Source organism: Vibrio diabolicus, assembly GCF_011801455.1.
Classification (GTDB): Bacteria; Pseudomonadota; Gammaproteobacteria; order Enterobacterales; family Vibrionaceae; genus Vibrio; species Vibrio diabolicus.
This window is the reverse complement of record NZ_CP042451.1, coordinates 1,295,607-1,322,057: the sequence shown is the minus strand read 5'-3', so window position 1 is coordinate 1,322,057 and position 26,451 is coordinate 1,295,607. Positions and strand designations below refer to the sequence as shown.

Below are 26,451 nucleotides of genomic sequence, written 5' to 3'. Positions count from 1 at the left end.
GTTGAATCTGTAAAATGCTACCCAACTCAGCACTTAGCTTGTTTTTTGAACAAAAATGTTATTAGACAAGCACTTTAATAAGTGTTGGGTTGAATTTTTACCTCAATGGAGAATATTGAAAACATGACTTACGCGCCTGTATCAGACGTATTGAAAGGTCAGCTAGCAGTAGACAGCGAAGTGACTGTTCGTGGCTGGATCCGTTCACGTCGTGATTCCAAAGCTGGAATCTCTTTCCTTGCCATATATGACGGCTCTTGTTTCGACCCGATTCAGGCCGTGGTCCCAAATAATCTTAATAATTACGAAGACGAAGTACTAAAGCTAACGACTGGCTGCTCTGTTGAAGTAACTGGTAAGATTGTTGAATCTCCTGCAAAGGGCCAAGACTTCGAACTTGCTGCCACTGGCGTTAAAGTGGTTGGCTGGGTTGAAGACGCTGAAACTTACCCGATGGCAAAAACTCGTCACTCTATCGAGTACCTACGTGAAGTTGCGCACCTACGTCCGCGCACAAACGTAATCGGTGCGGTAGCTCGTGTACGTAACTGCCTATCTCAAGCGATCCACCGCTTCTACCACGAGCAAGGTTACTTCTGGGTATCTGCGCCGTTGATCACTGCCTCAGATGCTGAAGGTGCTGGTGAAATGTTCCGCGTTTCTACGCTAGACATGGAAAACCTGCCTCGCACAGACGCAGGCAAAGTAGACTACAACGAAGACTTCTTCGGTAAAGAAACTTTTCTTACGGTATCTGGTCAGCTAAACGCGGAAGCTTACGCTTGTGCACTAAGCAAGGTTTACACTTTCGGCCCTACTTTCCGTGCTGAAAACTCAAACACAAGCCGCCACCTAGCAGAGTTCTGGATGGTTGAGCCTGAAGTTGCGTTTGCAGAACTAGACGACGTTGCGAAACTGGCTGAAGACATGCTTAAGTACGTATTCAAAGCAGTACTTGAAGAGCGTCGCGATGACCTTGAGTTCTTTGCTCAGCGCATCGACAAAGAAGCCGTTAGCCGTCTAGAGAACTTTGTTTCTTCTGACTTCGCACAAGTTGACTACACAGACGCGATCCAAATCCTGCTGGATTCTGGCCGTGAGTTCGAATTCCCAGTTGAGTGGGGTATCGATATGTCATCTGAGCACGAGCGTTTCCTAGCGGAAGAGCACTTCAAAGCGCCGGTAATCGTTAAGAACTACCCGAAAGACATCAAAGCATTCTACATGCGTATGAACGATGATGGTAAGACGGTAGCGGCAATGGACGTTCTAGCACCTGGCATCGGTGAAATCATCGGTGGTTCTCAGCGTGAAGAGCGTCTAGACGTACTGGATGCACGTATGCGCGAAATGGGTATCGACCCTGAGCACATGAGCTGGTATCGCGACTTACGTCGTTACGGCACAGTGCCACACGCAGGCTTTGGTCTAGGCTTTGAGCGTCTAGTATCTTATGTAACAGGCATGGGTAACGTTCGTGACGTGATCCCATTCCCACGTACGCCTCGCTCTGCGAACTTCTAATCACTTTTTAGTGAGACAGAATTAGAAAAGGCCTCCCTAGTGGAGGTCTTTTATTTTGTGCTCAACCGTCAATACTATCTGCCAAGCAACTCAAGCTTGAGTTAGTCTTCTTCCTTATCTCTGTCCGCTTTTTCAGCGTACTTTACGCCCACAATACATAAGCCAAACATTACGAAAGGGATCACGGCCGCGGTGTACTCTGTCCATGCCATATTAGAGAAAGACTTCGCCAAAATGAGATGCGCAAATACCAGTAAAAACGCACTAAAAATAGCAACGGCGATTAACCTTAACTCATGTTTAACCAACTGCTTTTTCATCTTAAATCCTGCTTAATCGTCCAAGGTCTGCCGACCTGAATAATGATTGAAGCACAATTTGCAAAAATGGCGCTGATACAGTTGGAGCAAAAAAACACTAAGCAGTTTAATAAGTTTCAATTCTGAGTAATTCGCGAAGCAAATCACCTAGCCTTTTGATAGCACGTTCCAAACTCGTTTCTAAAGGAAGCGATGTATTCAGTCTTAAATAGTTTTCGTATTGATCACTTATCGAAAAGAGTTTGCCATAAGCGACGGTAACCTGCTCAGATAATAGTGCTTGATATACCGCTTTACTTGATATTCCATCTGGCAATTTCAGCCAAAGAAAGTAACCACCATCAGGACGTTGATAGGTAACCTCTTTAGGTAGGTGCTTTGCAAGTAAATCCACGAAGTCAGCTTGACGTTGTTGCAGTGCCTTACGAAGCTTTCTCAGGTGGTTGTCGTAACTGTCGTTTTGTAAGTAATGTGCAACCCCCTGCTGAATAGGAGCACTCCCAGACAATGTCGATATTAACTGGAGCTTTTGAATAGTCTCGTTAAAACGCTTATTCACCACCCAACCCAAGCGATATCCAGGGCATAAACTCTTAGAAAAAGAACCACAATGAAGGACACGCTCTTGCTCATCAAAGGTCTTCAATGAGTTCGGCCTTTTGTCAGAAAAATACAGCTCAGAGTACACATCGTCTTCGATGACATACACATCATATCGATTGGCTAACTCAACAATGTATCGTTTGTGTTCATCAGACAAAGAAGCTCCGGTTGGATTATGAAAGTTCGTCATTAACCAACAAGCCCGAACGTCTTCATTGGCAAAGGCTGCTTCGATTTGCTCAAGCGAATGCCCACTCTCATCATCGACACTGATTTCTATAGCCTTGAGCCCCAACCGTTCTACTGCTTGAAGTGCGCCATAAAACGTTGGGGATTCGACAACGACGGTATCACCTGGTCGGGTGACCGCTTGCAAACTCAAGTTCAATGCTTCTAGCGCACCGGAAGTAATAACCACATCATCATGGGTTAGTGATATCCCATGATGAATATACCTCTGAGCGACGAGTCGCCTTAACGACTCAGCACCAGGAGGTAGGTTGTCTAGCAACTTATCCGGCCCCATTTTTCGTCCCGAGCTGGCCAAATTACGGTTAAGCGACTCTAAAGGAAACAAACACGGATCCGGAAACGCCGAGCCTAAATGAATAACATCCGATGTTGCTTGGTGCTTCAAAAACGAATACAACTCATCATTCAACTTAGTGCATGGCGTATTGTTGCGTTTAATTCCATTCGTATTGGTGAGACGTTCAAGATCGGCAGTCACATAGTAACCAGATTGAGGCTTTGCTATCACCCAACCTTGCGCCTCTAGCAATTGATAGGCTTGTAATACCGTACCTGCACTTACGGAATGATTGCGGCTGGTGATGCGTATTGAAGGCAGCTTCTCCCCTGCTCTCCAAGTATCTTGCTGAATTTGTGCCTTAAACAATTCGGCCAATTGACGGTATCGATTCATGTATCCCTCATTTCACTTGCAGCCGCACCATAGCATACTTCGCGCCAGCATTCTGATATGGCAGTAGTCAATTTAGCAACGTAATTTATCAAGCTTGTTAATAGCAATTTCGACGACGAAGTGAGAATTTATGTTCCATACTTTTACTGATACGTCCGAGTGGTCTTAAATCTTTGCCTTGTCCGAAAAGCAAGGCATTCCAAGGAGCTGAGAGTGTTAAATCCACTTAGACATCTATCTTTTAAGCCGGGAGGAAGCGATGAAAGTATTTACAATGGACGATCTCTCTTATCGCGGGAAACATAAAGGTGTACATAGCTGGGACCATCCTGGCGGCACAACCCCTTATTACTGGCATCCTGATTGGTTGCATATCGCTGAAGATGCTTTGGGTGAACACAAAAAGGCTGACCTTGAAGTCCCTGACGGAGAAGCAGCGACAGAAGAGCATGCAAAAGCGGCGATTCTCAAACACTTGAATGACGAGTAGTTTAGGCTCTATCACCGTTCAAGAATAGCGTTAGGCAGGCGAATCCATCGTCGTATGCTTTAAACGCAGATAAAGCCAAAACCTGCCAAATAGTAAATTCTTCTGAATGAGAAGTACGCATCGTCTGTAGCTATCGAATGACAAAATAAGTCGATAGTTATCACATTAATTTTCATTACATCTGTTACATTTAGATAGTAATGGTGATGCACACCTCAACTCATGGATTATGAGAGAAAACAATAATGGCGAAATACAACGAAGAAGACATTAAATACAAAGGTGAATCCAACGGCGTACATTCTTGGAGTTCACCTTCCGGCCAACCTTATTATTGGCACCCAGATTGGCTACACGTAGCGGAAGATGCGACGGGCACACACCCGAAACAAAAGCTTGAAGTCGAAAAAGCGGAAGTCCCAACAGAGAAGCACGCGTTAAAAGCAATCTTAAAGCATATGAACGACTGGGCGACTGAGAAGCTTTCTTCTAATCCAGACATCGAAACCAATGCGGTTGAGTCTGAAATCGATCTGAAGAAATAACATCAATCGGCCTCTATACTTCTTACAAGCAAACGCTCCACCTTTAGTGGGGCGTTTTTGTCTCAACTAGTAACCGCCACTCCACGTAAATCACTAACGCAAAGCACTGAAGTCAAACGATTGGTACGTGAACAAAACTTCATCAACCATGGTATAAATCCCCTTCAAACTCTGTGCCTACCAAACGTTTTCATGGCAAAAACTTTAGTTATGTTAGAATTCTGTTTCAAATCGCAACTTTTTTAGGTTTTCTTTTCAGTAACGGTTGTAACCAATATTGCTGAAAGGTATAAATGTTAGCACACCCCTTCGATTAACATGGATGAAGATTATGTTTGAAAAAGTAGTTGCCGCTCCGGCTGACCCTATTCTTGGCCTTACTGAAGAGTTTAAAAAAGATGCTCGCGCAGACAAAATTAACCTTGGCGTAGGTATTTACAAAAACGAGCAAGGCGAAACTCCCGTTCTTGCAACAGTAAAGAAAGCTGAAGCAGCACTTGTTGAAACTGAAAAAACCAAATCTTACCTAACTATCGAAGGCACAGCTGAGTACGGCATTGCAGTACAAAAACTGCTTTTCGGCTCTGATGCAGAAATTGTAAACGAAAAACGCGCTAAAACAGCTCAAGCTCCAGGTGGTACTGGTGCATTACGTGTTGCTGGTGAGTTCATTAAACGCCAACTTGGCGATGTAAAAATCTGGATCAGCAACCCTACTTGGGCAAACCACAACGGCGTATTTACTGCCGCTGGTATCGAAACGGCACAATACAGCTACTACAACGCTGAAACAAAAGACAAAGACTTCGATGCAATGCTAAACGATCTGCAATCTGCGTCTGAAGGTGACATCGTGCTTCTACACGGCTGCTGCCACAACCCTACAGGTATCGACCCAACTGCTGAAGAATGGGAAACATTGGCGAAACTAGTCGCAGAGAAGAAATTGCTTCCTCTATTTGACTTCGCATACCAAGGCTTTGCTAAAGGCGTGGAAGAGGATGCGGCGGGTCTTCGTACTTTTGCTAAGTACAACAAAGAAATCCTAGTCGCGAGCTCGTTCTCGAAAAACTTTGGCCTTTACAACGAACGCGTTGGTGCCTTCACGTTAGTAGCGGAATCAGAAGAAGTCGCAACAACCGCATTTTCGCAAGTTAAAGCCATTATTCGCTCTATCTACTCTAACCCACCAGCGCACGGCAGTGCTGTCGTGACTCACATTCTTGGCAACGCCGAAATGCGTGCGGAATGGGAAGCTGAAGTAGCAGAAATGCGTGATCGTATCCAAGAGATGCGTGAACTATTTGTAACGACACTAAAATCAGAAGGTGTGGACGCAGACTTTAGCTTCATCGAACGTCAAAATGGTATGTTCTCTTTCTCCGGCCTATCTAAAGAGCAAGTAAACCGTCTGAAAGAAGAGTTCGGTATTTACATCGTCGGTTCAGGCCGAATCAGTGTTGCTGGTATGACGAAGTCAAATATGGGTCCTCTATGTAAAGGCATTGCAGCGGTTTTATAATCGATAGTCGCATACTTTATTAAAAGGAAAGGTCAGCATAAGCTGACCTTTTTTATTTATTGCCAATAAATGAACCTGTCCGCTAGTAGACAAACTTCAAACTCAGCCCCACTTCATTGACATAATCAGAGCTCTCACCGCTGTAATCGGTATCTCTAAACTGATAAAAAAGACCAGTACCAATAACATCATGCCATTGGTAGTTAAAACCTATCTTAAAATTGTTCTCATCGACGATATCACTGCGGTTAACTTCCACCTCGGCCGTCGCAATAAGTTTTTCACTGAATAAGTAATTCACCCCAATGGTGACGGCTTGAAGCAGTTCACTATCTGAAGATAACGTATTATCCGTTTTGTCGTCCGTCGCTTTCGCTTTGATTGCACCTATTCCATATTTACCGTAGATATCGAATTGATCCGTAATCCCATAACGATAACCACCACCAAACAACAAACGGTCAATGCGAAGAGTAAAGTCGTCCGGATGGAAAAACTGCGCCGAGTAATCGACATTAAACAACCAGTTCTCAGTAAATAAGTAATTACCACCGAGTCCAATTGTGGTCGCGTTCGAATTATCTAACCACTCTTCATTTGTGGTTCCGGCACCCACATCCAGGTGAATGTGTTCATACCCAAATTTTTCTGCTTGGTCCATGACCGCTGCGCTAGTTACTGCTGGCAAAGCAGCTAAAGACACAAGCAATAAACTTCTCACCATTCGACTTCCTTTCATGAGAATTATTTAAACACTGCCCCCAAATCACCTTGAGTGGCTTAGTTCAACAAAAATAACTTAGTTTACAGACGCGGTAACGATTTGAAATCTGCTATGCCTCTAAATCAAGCATTGGCCCAAAATATATCGACCACCTCCGCTCACCTTTTAAGTGACTATATAGTAGTAGAAATGCCGATTCCTTATCGTGCGATATGTCAGAATCTTATGACTGAGCACGAAAATCAAGGTTCAGATAAGACTCTGTTTTAAAACTAAGTTAAGATTACTTTATTATTTGCGAACTAAAAGGCACCTTCGATGGATGCAGAACTTCTCGAGATTTATAACTTTCTCGCCAAGTACCCCCCGTTCAATGAACTCCCTGAAGAAACACTAAACAAGGTGACAGAGAGTGTCGAGATCTCGTACTACCGAGAAGATACCCCAATTATCCATTTTGGAGACTATATCCAAGATCTCTACGTGGTGCGAAGCGGGGTCGTAGAAGTTTATCGACGCAAAGGAGAGCTTTATAACCGTCTTGATGAAGGTGACCTATTTGGCCAGATGGGAATGCTAACCAACAACAAAGTACGCTTTCCGGTAAAAGCCATTGAAGATACTCTGCTCTACTGTATTCCTGGTGACGTTTTCCAAGAGATATACGACAACTTTGATTCCTTTGCAGACTTTGTCGAAGTGGAAAATAGTGCTCGTTTACGCCAAGCCATTTCAGAAAACAAAGATGCCAATGACCTGACGACATCGAAAGTGAAAACCTTGCTGACTGGCGATGCTCATACGATTGATCGTGGACAGACAATCCAGCAAGCCGCGCAGCAGATGGCGAATGACAACGTATCTGCTCTACTTATCGTCGATCCAGATTTCGTTCGTGACGAAGATGACCCACAGTCTCCGGTACTTGGTATTATTACTGACCGTGACTTGTGTACCCGTGTGTTAGCCGAAGGCTTGTCTCCACAGGACGATGTATCAAGTGTGATGACCACTGAAGTCATGTCTCTTGATCACAATGCCTACATCTATGAAGCAATGTTAACCATGCTGCGTTACAACGTGCACCATCTGCCTGTGGTTAAAAACCAATTACCTATTGGTATTATCGAGACAACCGACATTGTTCGCTATGAATCACAAAACTCGCTCTTATTGGTGAGTAGCATTTTCCAACAACAGACTATCGAAGATTTGGCAGTTGTTGCTGAAGAAGTAAAAAGCAGCTTTGTACGCCTGGTCAACGAAGATGCCAACTCACACATGGTGGGCAGTGCGATGTCCGTGATTGGTCGAAGCTTCAAACAGCGTCTGTTAGAAATGGCTGAAGAAGAGCTTGGCCCACCACCAATTCCTTATTGTTTCCTTGCACTTGGCTCAATGGGACGTGATGAGCAACTGTTGGTGACTGACCAAGATAACGCCATCATTCTAGATGAGACCTACCAAGAAGAGAAACATGGTAAGTACTTCGAAGCTTTAGCGAAATATGTCAGTGATGGATTAGATGCCTGTGGCTACAAGTATTGTACGGGCGATATTATGGCAACCAACCCATTATGGCGCATGACTCGTTCAGAGTGGGAAGAGTGCTTCGCTGACTGGATTGATAACCCGAACCCGAAAGCGCTACTCAACGCGTCCATCTTTTTCGATTTGGATGGCGTTTACGGTCGCTTAAAATGGGCAGAACAATTAACCAGCTTTATTGTTCGTCGTGCGCGTAAAAACAATCGCTTCTTAGCCTGTCTGGCTCGCAACGCACTTAACCGAACGCCGCCACTTGGCTTCTTTAAAGACTTTGTGATGGAGAAAGATGGCAGACACAACAACTCCATCAACCTCAAACGTCGTGGTACGGCTCCTCTGGTCGACTTAATTCGCGTTCACTCTCTGGCGGTTGGCTCACGCGCACAGAATTCGTTTGAGCGTCTCGACGACATCATTGATGCTGGCATTTTGCCAAAAGGTCGTGCACAAGACTTAAAAGACGCACTAGAGTTTATTTCCATGGTGCGTATTCGTCACCAAGCGACGGACGTGGAATTAGGCATTGACCCAGATAACAATATCGAACCAGAAAATCTCTCTGAATTTGAACGTCGCAACCTAAAAGATGCTTTCCAAATCCTAAGCAATGGTCAGAACTTCCTTAAGTTCCGCTACCAAGCGAATAAGAGCTTTAAGTGAGGTTGAACATGATCAAAAAGCTCTTTCAGAAGCCAACCATTCAGTGGCCAACGAAATTTGAACAAAAGTTGGAGATGGCTAAAGATGAGAATTTAATTGCGTTTTATAGCAATAAACCACCTGCACCAGAGACCCCCCTGTCTGAGGTGGAGTTCGTCGCGCTAGATTTCGAAACGACGGGGTTGAATCCCGAGAAACATGACATCATTACCATTGGTTTAGTGCCGTTTAACTTGAAGCGGATTTTTTTGCGCAATTCACGTCATTGGAAAGTTCGCCCGGAGCGAGCACTCGATGAAGACTCGGTAATCATACATGGTATTACTCACAGTGAATTGATCGATGCACCTGACTTGGGTGACATCCTAAGCGAGCTACTACCATGCTTAAGCGGAAAAATCATTGTTGTGCATTATCGTCGTATCGAGAGAGAATTTCTGGATAAAGCACTCAAAAGCCGTTTAGGGGAAGGAATTGAGTTTCCAGTGATAGATACGCTGCATCTTGAAGAAACAATTCAACAGAAACGCTCTGGCTCACTCTGGGAGCGTTTAAAAGGTAAAAAGCCAGAATCGGTTCGGCTAGCGCAATCTCGACGCCGTTATGGTCTGCCAGACTATACCCCTCACCATGCATTAACCGATGCAATTGCTACGGCAGAACTGCTACAAGCGCAAATCGCCCATCATTATAGCGAAGAGCAACCGATCAGTGAGTTCTGGCTATAACGTCTTTCTAGCTTAATAAGCGATCAAAAAAGGAGCCAAATGGCTCCTTTTTATTTAGGTCGGTATCCGATTACAGCTTAAAGCGTTGAATCTCTTGCTCTAATTCGTGTGAAAGCTCAGATAGGTGGGCAGCTTGTTCTGCTGCTTGATGAGCTTCTACCGACAGCTCGTTAGAAACGTCACGAATGCCTTCAGTATTACGCGTGATCTCGGTTGTTACCGATGCTTGCTCTTCTGCCGCCGATGCAATCTGCGTTGCCATGTCACTGATGCGCTCAACAGCAGTATGGATTTGCGTCAAGCTCGCTGCAGCCGCGTTTGCATCATCAACACTGGTGTCAGCCAGACGACGGCTATCACCCATGATGCCAACCGCTTTCGCTGTTGTGCCCTGTAGCATCTCGATAGTTTCTTGAATCTCTTGCGTTGAAGCATGAGTGCGTTGGCTCAATACGCGAACTTCATCCGCAACCACAGCAAAGCCACGGCCTTGTTCACCTGCACGTGCTGCTTCAATTGCCGCGTTAAGTGCAAGTAGGTTAGTTTGCTCAGCAATACCTTGAATCGTTGATAGAATCGTATTGATGCTATTTCCGTGTGCTTCTAGCTCTTGAATCACATCAGTGGCAACTTGAACTTCTTGCGCCAAGTTCTGGATAGAACCTTGCGTCTGAGTCACTTGGCTAGAACCGTGTGAACAAGCTTGAACCGCTTCCTCTGAGTTACTTGCCGTGCTATCTGCATTACCTGCAATTTCTTGTGTCGCTGCAGCCATTTCGTTCACAGCCGTCGCCACCATGTTGATTTCATCTTGCTGGTAAGAGATACGCTGACTACGCTCTTCAGCTTGCTGTGCCGTCGTGCGTGCTTGCTCTGAAAGCGCAGATGATACGTGGCTAAGCTTGGTCACCATCGTGTGCATGTTGCCAACAAAGCGGTTGAAGTTTTCAGCCAATTTACCGACTTCATCATCACTGCGTGGTTCTAGTCGTTGCGTTAAGTCACCTTCACCAGATGCAATTTCCTCAAGTGCATTTGATACGCGGCTCAAGTCACGGAACAAGAAACCAACCAACCAAGATACCGCAAGAATAACCACAATGGTGATCATCACTGCAGTGATCAATAGGTCACGTAGCAATACCGCATGCCCTGCTTCTTCCGTTGCGCGATCCATTTCAATAGCGAACATCCAATGCGTGCCAGGTACTTTATTAAAGTAGTAAAGCTTCTCTTTGCCTTTGATTACCGTATCTTCGATACGACCTTCATCTGCAGCACGCTCGATTGCCTCTTCTGAAAAGTCTTTTAGAACACTGGTGATAGGCTTAAGCGTTAAGCTTTTATCAGGATGCGCTAGGAACGTACCTTCGTTCATATCGATTAACATCGCATGCGCATTTTCACCTGCATCTAGGTTAATCACGTCGCTGATGAGCTGATCGATCAGTACATCTGCACCAACAACACCAACAAACTGACCATTTTTCATTACTGGCTCAGCAATGGTTACAAGCAGCGCGTTAGTGATTGCATCTTGATATGCAGCTGTGATGATCTGCTTACCTGCGGCGTTAGCATCTTTGTACCAAGGACGAGTACGAGGGTCGTAATCAGCACGGTTACGCTCAGGGTGAGAGCGATACATATCACCGTTTGGTGTACCAAGGAAGATGTCATCAAAGCCACCAGCCTTGCGAGCTTGTTGTAGGAAAGGGACAACGTCTTGCTCTGTCGAGTAGTCGTTGAATGCGGTAGCAATATCTTTACGGATATTGACCCAATCAGAAATTCCTTCTGACGCAGTAGTACTTAGACTTTGCGCACGTGAATAGACACCTGAACGAGTCTGATCAAATAATTGACCAGCCGACAACCAAGTAAGTGCTGTTGCCATCACAACAACAGCAGAAAGGCTTGCGCCAATAAGCTTTTGTTTTAATGATAATTTCATATTTATAGTTTTTGAGTTGGGAGAACAGTTAAGGTGTGTGAATATTACACACTTTTTCACGACTATTCACTAATTTTTAAAAAACAAAATAGCACATTAACTCTTTGTAAAATATGAACTTTCATGTGTCATTTTTTTGTCTCACCGTCATAAAAACCGCACAAAAAAAGCCAGCAAAATGCTGGCCTTTTGATTACTTGTTACTCAGACAGATTTATAAAATGCCTGAATTATTGACGTTCTGTTCTCATACCCATCAATAAGCTCACACACATTGCAAGCAGAATGAAGGTAAACGGTAGTGCTGTAGAAATTGCACCTGCCTGAAGCGCTTGAACTGCTTCTGAGCCACCAATCCACAGTAGAGCAACCGCAATTGCACCTTCCATAAATGCCCAGAAAACACGTTGAAGTACAGGAGCGTCGACTTTACCGCCCGCTGTGATGCTGTCGATAACAAGTGAACCAGAGTCAGAAGACGTGATGAAGAACACAAGTACCAACACAACAGCAATGATTGAAAGCATGCTACCAAATGGAAGAACATCGAACATTTGGAACATAGCAAGTGAAACGTCAGTCAAACCATTCGTGCCCAACTCACCTACTTTATCAACAACTTGCTCGATCGCTAGACCACCAAATACTGACATCCAAACAACAGTAACAGCGGTTGGAACCAATAGAACGGCTGTAATGAATTCGCGAACGGTACGACCGCGAGAAACACGCGCAATGAACATACCGACGAATGGTGACCATGAAATCCACCAAGCCCAGTAGAATACTGTCCAGCCTTGGAACCATGCTTCATCTGTACGACCAAACGGGTTACTTAGCGGAATAATATTCTCTACGTATGCCATAAGTGTGGTTGGAATCGAGCCTAAACTCGCAGCCCAACCGATAAGACCAACAAGAATCAGCAGCAAGAACGCCACAACCATGTTGATGTTACTAATGACTTTAACGCCACCATCAATACCACGTACGACTGAAACAACAGCAAGCAAAGTTACAACGGTAATGACGACGATTTGTAGGCCCAGTCCTGGCTCAACACCAAATACGTGATGAATACCACTTGCCGCTTGTTGTGCACCTAAGCCCAGTGACGTTGCAAGACCAAACAAGGTCGCAAGAACGGCCAAGATATCCACGATATGACCAGCCCAGCCCCACGCGCGATCACCCAGAAGCGGGTAGAAGATCGAGCGCATAGAAAGCGGTAAACCTTTGTTGTAGGCAAAGAATGCTAAAGAAAGTGCTACAACACCGTAAATTGCCCATGGGTGAAGACCCCAGTGGAACATCGTCGCACCCAGTGCCAATCTCGCTGCTTCTGGTGTGTTTGCTTCAACACCGAGTGGCGTTTCATACCAACCAGTGAAGTAAGCGACAGGTTCTGCGACACTCCAGAACATTAAACCGATACCCATACCAGCCGCAAATAGCATTGCAAGCCATGACATGAACGAGTAATCGGCAACAGCGTCTTTACCACCTAGGCGGATTTTACCCATTGGCGAAACGATAAGTGCCAAACAGAAAATAACGAAAATATTACCTGCAATAATGAACAACCAATCGAATGAACCAATGATCTTCCATTTCAGCCCATCAAGTGCCGTCTTTGCGGTATGTGCATCTAGAACTAATGCAGCGACAAGAAACAGCGCAATTAAACCTGCACTAATACCAAAAACTGGGTTATGAACATCAAAACCCCATTTTTGAACGTTGTCTTGACCTACCGTATAGTCGGTACTATCGATACTGTACTTATCTATACCCTTTGTCATCGTTCCTCTCTATTTTTGTACTGTTTTTACGTACCAAACAAAAAAATCTTTCGAACACGATACGTTTTACATTCCGTGAAGGCGCAAGATCCTATCATTTGACACGTTTTTGTCTATCTTTTTGCTATGAAAAAATCCAATAACTTACTTTTCACTCAGCAATTTCCGCCTTTAAAAGGATAAACCACTAGCGCAATAGTTAGACCACAAACATTTATTGCTATAATAATTTTAGGTCTTCTTATTTTGTCTACACGACGCGACAAAATGAAATTGGAGACACTACTTAAAATTGTAGTGGTAATTTTTGATTCCACCCCTTTAAATAAGGGCGCATTTAAGTTAGTGTCGCCTCGATAAATGTTCCCTACAGACTGGATGAATAAATTGGAAAAGTACGAAGAAGTATTGGTCTCGATTCGTCAGATCATCCGCGCTATTGATTTACATTCTAAAAAGCTGAGCAAAGAGTCTGGATTGACCGCTCCACAGTTGATTTTGATGCGTGCTATCAATGAGTTAGATAACGTAACGATTAAACAGTTGTCTAGCCACACTAACATGAGCCAAGCGACCGCAACGACCATTCTAGATAGACTAGAACGAGGCCAGTTTGTTGAGCGTCAACGCAGTGTTCAAGACAAGCGTAAAGTGCATGCTGTACTTACGAGCAAAGGCCAAGAAGCCCTAAAGCAAGCACCAACGCCATTGCAGGAACACTTCATTAATCGATTCCAAAAATTGGAAGAATGGGAGCAGTCTCTGCTGCTATCTTCCGTTCAACGCATCTCAACAATGATGAATGCAGAGGATATCGATGTCGCTCCAATGCTAGAGCTTGGCAGCATTACAAAAGTCGATTAATTTCGCTCTCACGTGCTCGCTTTTTGCGGGCACTACTCTCCTACTCTGTTAACCCTGTTTCAAACGCATATTTCGCTAGCTCCGCCGTCGAATGTAAATCCAACTTGTGCTTAATGTTGTGGCGATGCGTCTCTACCGTTCGGTAGCTAATGTTAAGTAGTGTGGCTATTTTCTTACTGCTGTTTCCTTGAGCGACTAATTTAAGCACCGCCTCTTCCCTTCGGCTGAGTGGATTCGTTTTTTGAGTGGCTGGCACCACCTCTTGGGTAAAAAGCGTTTGTGTGACAGACTCGCAGAAATACGTTGAACCTTGATTTACCGTTTTTATTGCTTGCACCATTTTCTCGGCCGAGATTTCCTTGAGCATGTACCCTACTGCGCCAGCTTGCATGACCTTCATGATGTATTCACGGTTATCGTGCATGGTCAGCATAAGTATTTTGCTCTCTGGACGCTCTTCTTTAATTACCCCAGTCGCTTCAATACCGTTCATTATCGGCATGCTAATGTCCATCAAGATGACATCAGGCTGAAGGTGCTTTGCGACTTCTATCGCTTCCAGCCCATTGCTTGCCGTACCGACCACTTCAATGTCAGGCTCTAACTCCAAGCGAGCCATGAAGCCATCTAAGACCACTTGATGATCATCAACAATCACCACACTAATCGGTTTATCCATAAACTAATTCATCCAAATTAAGCAGCACGGTAATCTCTGTTCCTAAACCAAGCTCACTCATCAGTTCAAACTCACCACCAATGAACTCTACACGCTCTTGCATGTTCCTTAACCCAATCCCTTGTTGGTGCACTGCTTGGTTAACCACAAAGCCAACACCGTCGTCACGTATGAGTAATTGCAGCATATTGCCCATTTTTTGCAAAGTAACCGTCACTTTTTTCGCTCTTGCGTGTTTTTCGATGTTGTTCAAAGACTCTTGAGCAACACGATACAAGGTTGTCGCGACCTCCGACGTCAGTTTGTACTGCTGAGTATCAAAATTACTCTCGATATCAATCCCAGAGTGAGAGTGAAAGTCTTGCAGTAAAGTGGTCAGTGCCGCCTCTAAGCCGATATCATCAAGGGCGCTAGGGCGAAGTTGATGAGAAATATGCCTTACTTCATTTATCGCGGTGACCAATGAGCGTTGCGATTTATCTAAGTGGGATTTGAGTTTTTCATCTTCCAGTCTATGACTCATTAAATCCAAATGACATTTACTAGAAACTAACAGCTGGTTGATTCCATCATGCAACTCTCTCGCTAGATGCTTTTTCTCATCCTCTTGAAACATGACGGTTTTATGTGCCAACTCTTTAAGGTTTTTATCGGCAAGACGGTGTTCATGCAGATTGATCGCTAAAGTGAGAACGATAATTACAGCAACGGTCACCGCTAAGATCACGACGACCGAGAAAAAAGTCGTTTCGATATTTTTGTTCACCGCAGCACGCATATTGGCAACTTCTTGGCTGACGTCCTCAATATAGAGCCCTGTCCCTATCATCCATTCCCACTTATCGAGCCATGCGGCGTAGCTAAGCTTTGGGACGACCTCACCCGTAGATGGCTTTTGCCACAGGTATTGATGAAACCCACCACCTGATTGAGCTTGATACAACAAAGCTTCTATTAGACGATCGCCATTCTCGTCTTCAAGATAGAGTAAGTTCTCCCCGACTAGCTCTGGAAGAACAGGATGTACAAGGTTGGTGCCGTATTTATCGTAAGCAAAAAAGTAGCCGTCTGCTCCGTAGCTTAAACGGTTTAGAATCGCTTTCACGCGTGTTTTAGCAACGCTCTCTTCTAAGGTTGGATCGTTGTAGATATAAGAAATGGAGTCAAAGGCGACGTCGACCGTATCTTTCAACGCCGCCTCTTTTGATTGGATCAGGTTTTGATGAAAGATCTCTACCTCTCTTTTGCCAAGAGTCTTGGTTTGATAGATAGAAATCCAACTGATACTCGCTGACACCAATACCACGGGTATCAATGTCAGCAGAATTAACTTTGCTTTGAGAGGCATCCCTTTCCTCCATGAAACGCTGCTTTACAGCTCACTATCTTAGCAGCACAAATAACTCGACTTCGTCCGCCTAGACATAAATAGCAGCTTAACAACTTGCCTCAAAAGGTAAAAACTCTCAGTTCACAAAATCTCTTTTATTATCGAGTGTTCAACTCATGCCATAAAAGCCAGGGAAGAACAGCAAAGAAGCCAACACGACAATTTGAATCGCGATAAACGGCATCACACCTTTGTAAATATCTCGCGTAGTGACACCTGCAGGTGCGACGCCTTTTAGATAGAACAAACTAAAACCAAATGGCGGTGTTAGGAATGATGTCTGTAAGTTCATTGCGATAAGAATCGCAAACCACGTCATGTTGATACCCATCAACTCAGCGACCGGCGCAATAATTGGCACGATGATAAAGCAGATTTCAACGAAATCGATAAAGAAGCCTAAAATCAGAATCACCACCATGGTAATGATGAGGAAGCCCCACTTTTCACCCGGCAGTTCTAACATCCACTCTTCGACTAGATAATCACCGCCGGTGTAGGTAAATGCCATTGAGAAGGCGGTTGCCCCTAGCAAAATAGCAAAGACCATTGCGGTTACTTTAACGGTTTCTTTCGATGCATCATAAATCATCGACCAACTAAACTGCTTATACAGTAACGACAGAACTATCGCACCAGCGCCGCCCAGAGCCGCTGACTCTGTTGGCGTTGCAATCCCAGCAAAGATGGAGCCCAATACCACAATGATCAGTGCTAGTGGCGGTAAAACGGCTTTCAGCGCGGTGAACACTTCTTGCTTTCGACTAATCGACTCATCGCGCTCTATCGCCTGTGCGGCTTGAGGATTCAACTTCGCGTAAATAAGAATGTAGATAACATAGGCGCCGACGAGCGTGATACCGGGCCAGATTGCAGCTTGGAATAAATCCCCGACCGGCACGCCGAGTACATCCCCTAACAAGATCAACACGATAGAAGGCGGGATAATTTGTCCCAAGGTACCAGACGCACAAATAGTCCCGCACGCCAAGCCCTTGTCGTAATTGTATTTAAGCATCACAGGCAGTGAGATCAACCCCATCGCAACAACCGATGCGCCGACTACGCCCGTTGACGCGGCAAGTAATGCGCCAACTAATACTGTCGAAATAGCAATACCACCACGGACGCCGCCAAACAGACGTCCCATTGACTCAAGCAGTTGCTCTGCAAGCTTCGTCTTCTGAAGTACTAGTCCCATGAAGACAAACAATGGTACGGCCATTAGCACCGTATTTTCCATAATGGATTGAATACGATATGGCATGAAAGCAAACATCTCGATGCCTTCAGCCCAAACACCAAAAATCAGTGCAATACCGCCAAAAGTAAAGGCAACTGGGAATCCCAATAAAAGCGCAAAGAGCGCGACAAAAAACATCACTATACCGATCATAATGACTTCCTTTTACGACTTACCGTTATTACCGGCATAGATAAGATGAGGGTTAACAATCTTGTTGATCGAATGCAGCAGCAGTCCAATGCCACTGACTGCCATAAAGAAAAATGACAGCGGAATCATCGCCTTGATGATCCAACGATATGGCAATCCGCCTGGGTCACCAGACGTCTCGCCTAGCGCGTAACTTTCTTTGGCGAAATCGATACCAAACCAAGCCACCAGTAGGCAAAAAGGGAATAAGAAAAATAGCGTGCCTATGATGTCGATGATGGATTGTGCTTTGTAAGATAAGCGTTCATAAAAAATGTCAACGCGAACATGGCCACCAGACTTAATCGCGTAAGGCACACCAAGCAGAAATACGGCGGAGAATAGATGCCATTCCATTTCTTGGAATGCAATGGATACATCGTTGAATACATATCGCATCACAACGTCGTAAACCACATTCACCAACAATAAAATAAACAGGATGCTGGACAACCATCCGAGGAAATCGCTAAAGCGGTTAAATAATCGCTCAATATAAATAAGACTTCTCATTCCGAACTCCGTGGAACGTTTGGATACGCTCCGCTATGGTGCGGAGCATTCATTATGAAGTTTTCTTGGGCTTCGTTCGCAGGCTAAACCTCTCGGCGTCGCCTGCGTCATAACGTTATTGTTGAGCTTGACTGTTTAAGTAAGCTCGGTGTGAAATGTCTGACCAAGGTCGAACTTGATTCATGTAGTTCGCTTGCGACTCTTGAATCTCTTTCGCCAAAGCATCTTTTTCTGCGTGCTCTTTCAACAAACGATCGTTTGCTTCTCGCAACGCAGCCACTACTTCAGGCGGGAAGTCTTTGACTTCAACATTTGGGTATTCAGATTTGATAGATGCCCAGTTTTTGCCACTTTCGTGTTTCGATTGCGTGTACATATCGTAAGCGGCGGTTTTCATTGCTACTTGTAAAATCGCTTTTAGATCATCAGGTAGACGGTTCCAAGTACGCTTATTAACAAGGAACTGAAGCTCAGTTGCTGGCTCATGCCAACCTGTGTAGTAGTATGGCGCGATTTTGTGGAATCCCATGCGCAAATCCAATGATGGACCAACCCACTCCAAGGCATCAATTGTGCGACGCTCTAGAGAGGTATATAGTTCACCAGGGGCGATATTCGTTGGTTTTGCACCTAGCTCTGCCAAGATCTCACCAGCAAAACCTGGGATACGCATTTTCAAACCCTGCAAATCCTCGACGGACTTGATCTCTTTCTGGAACCACCCGCCCATCTGAGTATCGGTATTACCGCCAGGGAAAGACATCAAATTATGTGGAGAGTACACCTTCTCCATCAGCTCCATACCACCGCCGTAGTAAAACCACGCATACTGCTCAGTTGGTAGCATACCGAAAGGCATAGAAGTGAAGTAAAGTGTGTTTGGAACCTTGCCCTTCCAGTAGTAAGACGCCGAGTGGCCCATGTCGTATTGGCCAGACTTAACCATATCAAACACCCCAAAAGGCGCTTTGTGCTTGTTTGCGGAATCAATACGGATTTGCAGACGCCCGTTGGACATCTCCTCTGCCATTTTTGCCATGTTTTTTGTCGCATCACCAAAAATAGGGAAGTTAGGTCCCCAAGTTTCAGCAAGCTTTAAACGATAGACTTTTTCAGCAGCATTTGCAGAAGTCACAACGAATGTCATCGCGGCAACGACAGCGGTTGTTTTGAGCACTCGTTTTAAAGATTTTTGGATTAGACTCATCGTTCACGTCCTTTATCACCAAAGTTATTGTTGTCATCCATTTCATTAGGATTGGCTGTATTCGGTATAAAAGATGTAACAATGTTGTCGAATGCGAAATGGGCATGAACACGGAAGCGAGTAATTCATCAATAAGACATTAGCCTTAGGTATTACGTATAACTACGTAGGACAGCCGTTATGCGACAAGTTTAACTATCATAAAATTAATGAGTTACTTTTCCTGTAACGAGGCAAAAAGAAAAATGATACGTACGTACTTCTCTGCCAAAAAATTTACATAGTATTTAAGAAAATGTGACAAAGCACTTATTGGCAGCGTTAAAATCAATTCCTAATAGATTATTTTCAATACGAAGATAAAAAAATACCCCGGCATTGGCCGAGGTATTCAAGCTAGAACGGTAGCGGTAATTAAACTGCTTTGTAGATAACTTTGTTACCTGCTAACTGCTCTTTTTGAACTAGGTTTTCTTCAAGAAGCTTCTTCAGTGCGCCAGTAGCCCATGATGCCGCTTTAGTATCTTCTTGACCTGCAGCTAGACCAATGCCTTTAGGGTTGATACCTTCAGCATTTGCTACAACGATGTCTAATACTTGTTGTTGCTTAGGAGTAAGGGCAACATCAACTGTTTTCACTGCAGCTACTTTTTTCTCAGCTACTACTTTCTCCGCAACAGCTTTTTCAGCAACAGAAGGTGCTACTGCTTTTTCGGCAACAGGCTTCACTGCTTTAGGTGCTGCAGCTAAGTTTGCTACTGTCGCTTTAATGCGTTTTTGCAGTTTCATCTGCACTTTACGCTTATGAGCAAGTCTCATTGAATATTTCTCCAGTTCACTGCATCTCAGCAGGGATGAAAATTTGAAGCGCGTTTTATACCAAAATTCACAAGCAATTTGTAGGTTTTAGCGGCGAAACGCGATGAAAAATGCGCTCAAAGCATAGAACGTCTACTATTTAATCAGATATTTTATGAACGGATTTATTGAATACTGGGTATAAAAACAGAGGTTTCTTTTATTTCAAATGCAAGTCAATGCACATTTAGTCATCCACGCATTTTTGATCAAGTATTCGATGAGGTTATAAGCATGGAAACGCTGCACCTAACAAATTCACATTTCAAACCCGACTCCCCTATCAACAGAATACTTTTGTTGCTCGTTGCACTGATAACCTTGTTTTTGGTTGTCATTTCTCCGGGATGGAAGCAAGCCATGTTGTCGGTCATTTTGATGTCTGCAATTGTTGGTTTCGCCATCTTGATGATCAAAAAAAGCCAAGTCACTTTTACGCTGACAGCTTCTCACTTCCAACAACATCTTTTTAAAGGCGGATGGGTCGTCCGATGGCGAAATATTGAGTCAATAGGGATTTGTAGCTACCAGCAGGAAGGGTGGCATCAGCCGCTACCTTGGATTGGTATTCGTCTAAAACACTACTCACCTTATTTGGATTCGATCTGCCCTCGTATAGCGACAGAAATTCTCCTTAGCCAACGCGTACTACTTTATTTAGGTGCGAAGCAAAATCAGTGTGAAGATAAGTTTGAAGATATGGTGCTTGATCCTAAGCCATACATAAACAGCAATGGGATTGAGTATAAAGGCTTACTGGCGATGCTCGCCAACCGTATGAAATATCAAAGAGGATTTTACGGCTACGATCTGTTTATATCAGCCAGTGACCTAGATCGTGAAGCAGAGGATTTTGTGGGACTGACTCGGCGATACTTAGCTGCCGCCGAGCCAGAATAATGCTTACTACACGCGCTTTTAGTAAAGCGGCATCTCGTCAGCAACGAACGGGTTAGTTTTACGTTCGTGACCGAAAGTCGATTGAGGGCCGTGACCAGGGACAAACGTGACATCATTGCCTAAAGGCCACAATTTCTCTTTGATAGAGCTAATCAAGGTATTGAAATCACCTTGTGGGAAGTCAGTTCGGCCAATGCTACCGTTAAACAATACGTCGCCCACAAACGCCAATCGCGCTTCTTCACTATAAAGAACAACGTGACCAGGGGTATGACCTGGTGTGTGGAATACCTTTAATACTTGATTACCAAATGTGACAGTGTCACCCTCATTTAACCATTGATGCGGTTCAAAAGCTTCAGTCAATGGGAAACCAAACATTTGGCTTTGCCCTTCTAGACCTTGTAGCCAAAAATTATCCGCTTTATGAGGTCCAATGATCTCAGTACCACCAAGCATTGCAGCCAGCGGCTCTGTTCCGCCAACATGATCTAGGTGCCCATGAGTTAGCACCAAGTTGACGATCTCGATGCCAAGCTCTTTAATGAGCATAGCAAGTTGCTTTTCGTCACCGCCTGGGTCAATAACGATGCCTTTCATCGTTTCATCACACCACACGATAGAACAGTTTTGAGAAAAAGATGTCACTGGGACAACTTGGTATTTCAGAGCCATAGAAAACCTATTACCAAACAAATTTGCGTTAAAACTGGCGCAACTATGACACTAACCCCATGCGACTTCAAGGCTTGCTATTGACTTACCAAGAACGCACAGCACCTGTATCGATATGGACAAAGTTACTACTTGGATAATACCCAACACCACCAGCTTTCAAGCTAATTGCTGCATCGCGTACAGTAGACAATTTCACTCCATCAAGACGGAAGTCTATGGCCTTACCTTCCATATGAAGACTTTTCTTTGCCACTCCGCTAGCCCCTTTGCGCAGGGACGCATTGGTCAAAGGCGAACGGTAACCAGAAATTACAATGACTTCTGCATCTGTACCGATCAGCTTTTGAATCTGGCTGATTTGATCGAACAAGCGTCGATCCATCGGATGAACTTCGTTTCGACGGTGATCACGACAAAACTCATTCAGCTTTTCTAGTTCATCATCAAGATAGCGTTTACCATCGAAATAGCATGTTTCGAGGAGCTCTCCAGTATTAAGGTTATTCATCGCCAACTCACGTGGCTCGTCAGGGAATGAAGCCCATGAAATCGATGGCAAGGCAGATGCCAATACCACGCCACCAGCGGCCATTTTAAGGAAATCTCGGCGGGAAAAATTACGACTTACCATTTCAAAAATAATGCTCAACAACTAAACAAGTCGCGGACATTACCCAAACACCTTTGTCACGTCAAATTCATAAATCGCTCCACCCTAATTTTAAGATGTGGTGATTGACGCTTAATTATTGAGCAAACAGAAGATTCTTAGTTTTGTAAATTTTATTTAAAGATTTCAACTACGGTGATCGTATTTATAGATATCATCTCGGTAGTAAAGTGTTCCCTCTTCTAGCCATGCGGTTTGATAAATAATGTGCACTTGGATGCGTTCTCCTAAAGGAACCGACGTGTTAGAGCGACGCGTACTTTCCCGTTTTTTCGCTAGGCGTTCTTCTAATCCCTGAGTTTTGAATAAGAGCTCCGCCAGTTGGTCGGCATGTTCAACGCGGACACACCCGGAACTGAATGCGCGTCTATCTCGTTCGAACAAGTTTTTACTTGGCGTATCATGCAAATAGATAGCTTGGGGGTTTGGCATATTAAACTTATACAATCCCAATGCATTGTGTAAGCCCGATGCCTGTCGCATACGATAAGGAAATGTTCTCGGATTCACCGTCGCCCAATTGATGGTTGTAGGGTCAATAATTTCGTTTGACGTCCAAGACCGGATGATTTGAATGTTATGGTTAATCAAATACATCGGATTACGTTTCACTTTAGGAATGATGTCTTTCACCATTATGGTCCATGGCACATTCCATGTGGGGTTGAGAATGACGGAGTCAAGAGTCCCCGACATGATTGGTGTTTTTCTTGAGGCTCTGCCAACCACAACTTTAGACTCGAACAACGGTTGACCATCGTGCCAATACGTTACTTCGTATCCAGGTACATTTACAAAGACAACATTATCTCTGTCTTTGGACCAAATCCTTGAACGTTCTGAGTTCAGCGCCAATAGATGCAATCGTTCTTGAGGAGAAAAGTTGATCCATCGAATGGTATTCGGGCCAATCACCCCATCTTCTTTCAAGCCATGAATACGCTGAAACTCTTTCACAGCTAACTCTAATTCTTCATCATACTGTTGGGTCGTGATATCTAAATACGATACATCCACACCAACCACTTCCATACGCTCAATCAGAAGCGGTTTATTTTCTAATTGGTCACCGACACGGGCAAGGCCCGTTTGTTCATAGATTGGATATTGATACTGAGCGTGCTCGGATAAAGAGGAGTAAGCGGAATAAAAAGCTTCGTCCGTTTGTAAAGGAGAACGAAGACTTGCTAAGAATTGACCAAGTTTGCCAACCGTAATTTCGTTACTCAGTACGGACAAAGTATCGATGCTAGGAGCAGGTAAAATCACGTGGGCTTTGTTAGCAAATAACCAATTAATACCTTCTTCAGGGAGCTGCTCGAGATAGCTGAGATACATCAACAGTGAATCTGTCATCACCAAATCAAAGTCGAGGTTATCTCCCTGCCATCGAACTTGGTTTATACGATGGAGTTGATTCTCGAATTCGTCCGTGACGCCAGCAAGAGCAACCAAGTTTACTTGAAAAAGAAACTGCTCAATATCGCTTTCATTTTCCCAGTTCAAACGGTAATTGGTACTTTGATAAAGCTGGTCAATCACCTCTGGATAATGGATCATTTTTTCGACAGACAGCTTTTGTACCGCTCCCTCTTGCTCTGTTTGTGCAGAAGCTTCGAGAGAAACGACGGTAGAAAAGCTGAAAAACGGCACCATAAGTGCCGTCATGATTAAAACCCTAGCAAACACTGAAACGATCCTTGCGCTACTTGCCATAATGAAAAGTATGGCAAATATCTCACAGCTTGCAGGTTTAAAATTAAGAATCTGATGTCGAAATTAACATCAAGTTTCTTTATCTATTTGGGTTCAAACAATCTTTGACCAATGGTTATCCCATTGAACACCACTAAAAGAAGCGCTTTTATGTGTTGTTGGCCTTTGCTCAACCACTTTGCCAGCACCAGAGCTGACCCTGAATTCCTTTCCATACGTCACTACTCCCGATGCATCTGGCAAAGCACTTAACTCAACCAACTTACCTGTAGCTTTGGACCATATCCCATAACAACTGCCCGGAGGAGAAGTCGCAAGGATCCATTCATCCATCGCCGCGATACTCGCGACATAGTGATTAAATCTCGCCCACTCTTCGGGTTCCGCATGCAAAGATTGCATCACGCCTCCACGAGTGTGCATCGCAAGTAAAGCTGGGTATTCATCCGGCTCTCCACGATATTGCTGACCACACAGTACCGTCTCTGCACCATCATGCGCTAAATGACGGATGCTCAACTTATGATCTGGTAAAGAGACTTGATCCAACAGCTCACCTTCTTGTGAAAGGTAACTCAGGCTTGGTCTCATGCTATCAAGATTGAGCGGTTCACGCCCGTTGGTGTGTACGCCACCGACGCCAATCGCTAATGCGCCATCAGGCATCATGATCACTTCATGAGGACCTAGACCAAAACCCGTTAACTCATCGATTTTTTGATATTGCTTCTGCACATCATAAACACCAATGATCCCACGGCTTGTGCCCCTTTCCCCTTCTGTAGCAAATAGCAACGTGCCATCATGGGAGTAAACACCATGACCATAGAAATGGCGATCCGGTTTTGCTAGCTGCAGCTTGATCATCTGCTCAGAGCGATAATCAAACACCATGAAGAAAGTTCCTGGTCGACGACCAAAGACCACAGCGTGACCTTGTGGGTTGGTCGCCACACCATGACCACGCTCAGGAATCGGCAACGAAGATAGCGGCATACCATGCTCATCGGCCACTACCGCTGCGTATTTATCTCGGCCGATGATTGAGCAGCCAATCAACGCTGGTTGACGTGAACGTGTTGAAGCACAACCAAATGGCATCATAGGTGCGGCCGCGCCAAAGAGTGCGGCTTTCAGTAAGGTTCGGCGGGTTTGATCAGTCACCATCGGTTGCATTAAATCCTATAACCACGCCAAGCTCGATCGCCACCTCTTCATGGATCAAGTACTTCAATTGCTCTAGCTTATTGTATTGAGCGAGTACCATGCGGTAGCCTTCTTTACTTTGTAAAGCCGTGAACAAACTCTTATCTTCCGGCCATGTTTCCAACGCCATTTCAAACTGGTGAACAACACGGTCTGCGAGACCTGCATGGCCTTGCTCTCTTAGTAGAGTATCTAGACCATTACCGTTGGCAAGATACAGCGCTTCCATTGCTTCAAGGTTTGCTTTTAAGTTTGAAAGCGACGTCTCTGAACGCCAAGATTCAGAAAAGTAAGGACGAGGCTGACCAATTTTAGCTAACGGTCTGCTCAGCTTTTTCATGCTGTAGTCAAGCTGATTAGAGAGCAGCGAAATGTACTCGGATTTCCATTCCGTCATCTCTAACGACTTCCAAGGATTTTGTGCCCAAGAATCTGCGATGATCTGCGCTTTGTTCTCTAGGTTTTCAGCAATTGCAACACCTGTCGCACAGGTATTGCTGTTGCTAGATAAGGTCGACGCTTTATCGTAAAGCAGCCATTCTAGTGCACCTAGGCCTTGTACAGTAACACTTTGCGTGGAGATCTTTTCCGCACTCCAAACTTGGTCAGATTTCGTCAGCACAGACATTTTTCGGCCAGTGGTGTTCTTTTTATCTGGCCAAAACTGGACATTCCAACTTTGCTCCAACGCCGTAGCAGGGCCACGCTCTTGACCTTGTAATGCCATCCACGTCAGCATAGTTTGGTACCATTGCTGTTTTACTTGCGCATCATCTTTCGTCTCTGATGAGCAGTAATCCGCGAAGCTTTGTTCAAGTTCTGTGGTTTGCGCTAAAAACGTCTGCGCAGATTGAAACTCAACTTCGTAGACCGCTTGAGAAATATGACTTGTACTCTCAGGCTTGGCAGAGCTTGAACCGACTGTCGATTGGCAACCAACCAAACTTAACGTTGCGGCAATCGCACTCACTAACAGTGTTTTTTTCATGG

The 26,451-nt window shown here is 44.6% G+C and carries 24 protein-coding genes; 8 read left to right on the top strand and 16 right to left on the bottom strand.

All coding sequences use genetic code 11. The annotated features are described in order from the left end of the window. Positions 1 to 123 precede the first annotated feature (123 nt). The gene (asnS, locus tag FR741_RS06160) at positions 124 to 1,524 is read left to right on the top strand and encodes an asparagine--tRNA ligase (RefSeq protein ID WP_046876186.1); all 1,401 of its coding nucleotides are present in this window, start codon (positions 124 to 126) and stop codon (positions 1,522 to 1,524) included. Between the two features lie 101 nt (positions 1,525 to 1,625). Here the strand turns inward: asnS and FR741_RS06155 are convergent, their stop codons facing one another. Then, positions 1,626 to 1,844: a hypothetical protein gene (locus tag FR741_RS06155; protein ID WP_047009963.1), complete on the bottom strand. Its 219-nt coding sequence runs from the start codon at positions 1,842 to 1,844 to the stop codon at positions 1,626 to 1,628. A gap of 106 nt (positions 1,845 to 1,950) precedes the next feature. Continuing rightward, positions 1,951 to 3,372, bottom strand: coding sequence for an aminotransferase-like domain-containing protein (locus FR741_RS06150; RefSeq protein WP_167426435.1), 1,422 nt, complete (start codon positions 3,370 to 3,372; stop codon positions 1,951 to 1,953). 259 nt (positions 3,373 to 3,631) lie between these two features. Here FR741_RS06150 and FR741_RS06145 point away from each other — a divergent pair, with 259 nt between their 5' ends. From FR741_RS06145 to FR741_RS06135, 3 genes are all read left to right on the top strand, one after another. Then, on the top strand, positions 3,632 to 3,862 hold the full coding sequence (locus FR741_RS06145) for a hypothetical protein (protein WP_005396877.1): 231 nt from the start codon (positions 3,632 to 3,634) through the stop codon (positions 3,860 to 3,862). A 245-nt stretch (positions 3,863 to 4,107) separates the two neighbouring features. Further along, complete coding sequence (locus tag FR741_RS06140) at positions 4,108 to 4,407, top strand: hypothetical protein (protein ID WP_005396873.1); 300 nt, start codon at positions 4,108 to 4,110, stop codon at positions 4,405 to 4,407. Positions 4,408 to 4,738: 331 nt separating this feature from the next. Next, positions 4,739 to 5,929 carry an amino acid aminotransferase gene (locus FR741_RS06135; RefSeq protein ID WP_167426434.1) on the top strand — a complete coding sequence of 397 codons (1,191 nt, stop codon included), beginning with the start codon at positions 4,739 to 4,741 and terminating at the stop codon, positions 5,927 to 5,929. A gap of 82 nt (positions 5,930 to 6,011) precedes the next feature. Here the strand turns inward: FR741_RS06135 and FR741_RS06130 are convergent, their stop codons facing one another. Continuing rightward, positions 6,012 to 6,653: an outer membrane beta-barrel protein gene (locus FR741_RS06130; protein ID WP_167426433.1), complete on the bottom strand. Its 642-nt coding sequence runs from the start codon at positions 6,651 to 6,653 to the stop codon at positions 6,012 to 6,014. A gap of 318 nt (positions 6,654 to 6,971) precedes the next feature. Between FR741_RS06130 and FR741_RS06125 the strand changes: the two genes are divergently transcribed. Beyond that, a complete protein-coding gene (locus FR741_RS06125) occupies positions 6,972 to 8,861 on the top strand; it encodes a DUF294 nucleotidyltransferase-like domain-containing protein (RefSeq protein WP_005396868.1) in 1,890 nt (629 codons plus the stop codon). Positions 8,862 to 8,869: 8 nt separating this feature from the next. Further along, a complete protein-coding gene (locus FR741_RS06120) occupies positions 8,870 to 9,589 on the top strand; it encodes a 3'-5' exonuclease (protein WP_167426432.1) in 720 nt (239 codons plus the stop codon). 70 nt (positions 9,590 to 9,659) lie between these two features. Here FR741_RS06120 and FR741_RS06115 read toward each other — a convergent pair whose 3' ends face one another. Both FR741_RS06115 and FR741_RS06110 read right to left on the bottom strand, forming a co-directional pair. Further along, complete coding sequence (locus tag FR741_RS06115) at positions 9,660 to 11,543, bottom strand: methyl-accepting chemotaxis protein (protein WP_012841645.1); 1,884 nt, start codon at positions 11,541 to 11,543, stop codon at positions 9,660 to 9,662. A 230-nt stretch (positions 11,544 to 11,773) separates the two neighbouring features. Further along, a complete protein-coding gene (locus tag FR741_RS06110) occupies positions 11,774 to 13,345 on the bottom strand; it encodes a BCCT family transporter (RefSeq protein ID WP_005394723.1) in 1,572 nt (523 codons plus the stop codon). A gap of 387 nt (positions 13,346 to 13,732) precedes the next feature. Here FR741_RS06110 and FR741_RS06105 point away from each other — a divergent pair, with 387 nt between their 5' ends. Continuing rightward, the gene (locus FR741_RS06105; RefSeq protein ID WP_031780419.1) at positions 13,733 to 14,209 is read left to right on the top strand and encodes a MarR family winged helix-turn-helix transcriptional regulator; all 477 of its coding nucleotides are present in this window, start codon (positions 13,733 to 13,735) and stop codon (positions 14,207 to 14,209) included. Positions 14,210 to 14,249: 40 nt separating this feature from the next. Here the strand turns inward: FR741_RS06105 and FR741_RS06100 are convergent, their stop codons facing one another. The 6 genes from FR741_RS06100 to FR741_RS06075 all read right to left on the bottom strand — a co-directional run bounded on the left by FR741_RS06100 (position 14,250) and on the right by FR741_RS06075 (position 20,252). Then, positions 14,250 to 14,888 (bottom strand): response regulator, encoded by a 639-nt coding sequence (locus FR741_RS06100; RefSeq protein WP_005394727.1) that lies wholly within the window; start codon positions 14,886 to 14,888, stop codon positions 14,250 to 14,252. Further along, positions 14,881 to 16,236, bottom strand: a complete 1,356-nt coding sequence (locus FR741_RS06095; RefSeq protein ID WP_005394729.1) for a cache domain-containing protein — start codon at positions 16,234 to 16,236, stop codon at positions 14,881 to 14,883. The genes FR741_RS06100 and FR741_RS06095 overlap by 8 nt, the downstream gene beginning before the upstream one ends. Positions 16,237 to 16,387: 151 nt before the next feature. Then, positions 16,388 to 17,674, bottom strand: coding sequence for a TRAP transporter large permease (locus FR741_RS06090; RefSeq protein ID WP_005394731.1), 1,287 nt, complete (start codon positions 17,672 to 17,674; stop codon positions 16,388 to 16,390). A 12-nt stretch (positions 17,675 to 17,686) separates the two neighbouring features. Then, positions 17,687 to 18,226 (bottom strand): TRAP transporter small permease subunit, encoded by a 540-nt coding sequence (locus tag FR741_RS06085; RefSeq protein ID WP_012841642.1) that lies wholly within the window; start codon positions 18,224 to 18,226, stop codon positions 17,687 to 17,689. A 115-nt stretch (positions 18,227 to 18,341) separates the two neighbouring features. Then, positions 18,342 to 19,433, bottom strand: a complete 1,092-nt coding sequence (locus FR741_RS06080) for a TRAP transporter substrate-binding protein (protein ID WP_005394734.1) — start codon at positions 19,431 to 19,433, stop codon at positions 18,342 to 18,344. A 414-nt stretch (positions 19,434 to 19,847) separates the two neighbouring features. Beyond that, positions 19,848 to 20,252: a hypothetical protein gene (locus FR741_RS06075; protein ID WP_005394736.1), complete on the bottom strand. Its 405-nt coding sequence runs from the start codon at positions 20,250 to 20,252 to the stop codon at positions 19,848 to 19,850. Between the two features lie 273 nt (positions 20,253 to 20,525). Here FR741_RS06075 and FR741_RS06070 point away from each other — a divergent pair, with 273 nt between their 5' ends. Beyond that, the gene (locus FR741_RS06070) at positions 20,526 to 21,191 is read left to right on the top strand and encodes a DUF2982 domain-containing protein (protein ID WP_167426431.1); all 666 of its coding nucleotides are present in this window, start codon (positions 20,526 to 20,528) and stop codon (positions 21,189 to 21,191) included. Between the two features lie 18 nt (positions 21,192 to 21,209). Here the strand turns inward: FR741_RS06070 and FR741_RS06065 are convergent, their stop codons facing one another. From FR741_RS06065 to FR741_RS06045, 5 genes are all read right to left on the bottom strand, one after another. Then, complete coding sequence (locus tag FR741_RS06065) at positions 21,210 to 21,866, bottom strand: MBL fold metallo-hydrolase (RefSeq protein WP_048625699.1); 657 nt, start codon at positions 21,864 to 21,866, stop codon at positions 21,210 to 21,212. Between the two features lie 85 nt (positions 21,867 to 21,951). Continuing rightward, on the bottom strand, positions 21,952 to 22,500 hold the full coding sequence (locus tag FR741_RS06060; protein ID WP_167426430.1) for a DUF882 domain-containing protein: 549 nt from the start codon (positions 22,498 to 22,500) through the stop codon (positions 21,952 to 21,954). Between the two features lie 165 nt (positions 22,501 to 22,665). Further along, the gene (locus tag FR741_RS06055; RefSeq protein WP_456300799.1) at positions 22,666 to 24,228 is read right to left on the bottom strand and encodes a L,D-transpeptidase family protein; all 1,563 of its coding nucleotides are present in this window, start codon (positions 24,226 to 24,228) and stop codon (positions 22,666 to 22,668) included. A 120-nt stretch (positions 24,229 to 24,348) separates the two neighbouring features. Beyond that, positions 24,349 to 25,431: a DUF1513 domain-containing protein gene (locus FR741_RS06050; RefSeq protein ID WP_167426428.1), complete on the bottom strand. Its 1,083-nt coding sequence runs from the start codon at positions 25,429 to 25,431 to the stop codon at positions 24,349 to 24,351. Next, complete coding sequence (locus tag FR741_RS06045) at positions 25,412 to 26,449, bottom strand: imelysin family protein (RefSeq protein WP_167426427.1); 1,038 nt, start codon at positions 26,447 to 26,449, stop codon at positions 25,412 to 25,414. Before FR741_RS06045 ends, FR741_RS06050 begins: the two co-directional genes overlap by 20 nt. Between the last annotated feature and the right edge of the window lie 2 nt (positions 26,450 to 26,451).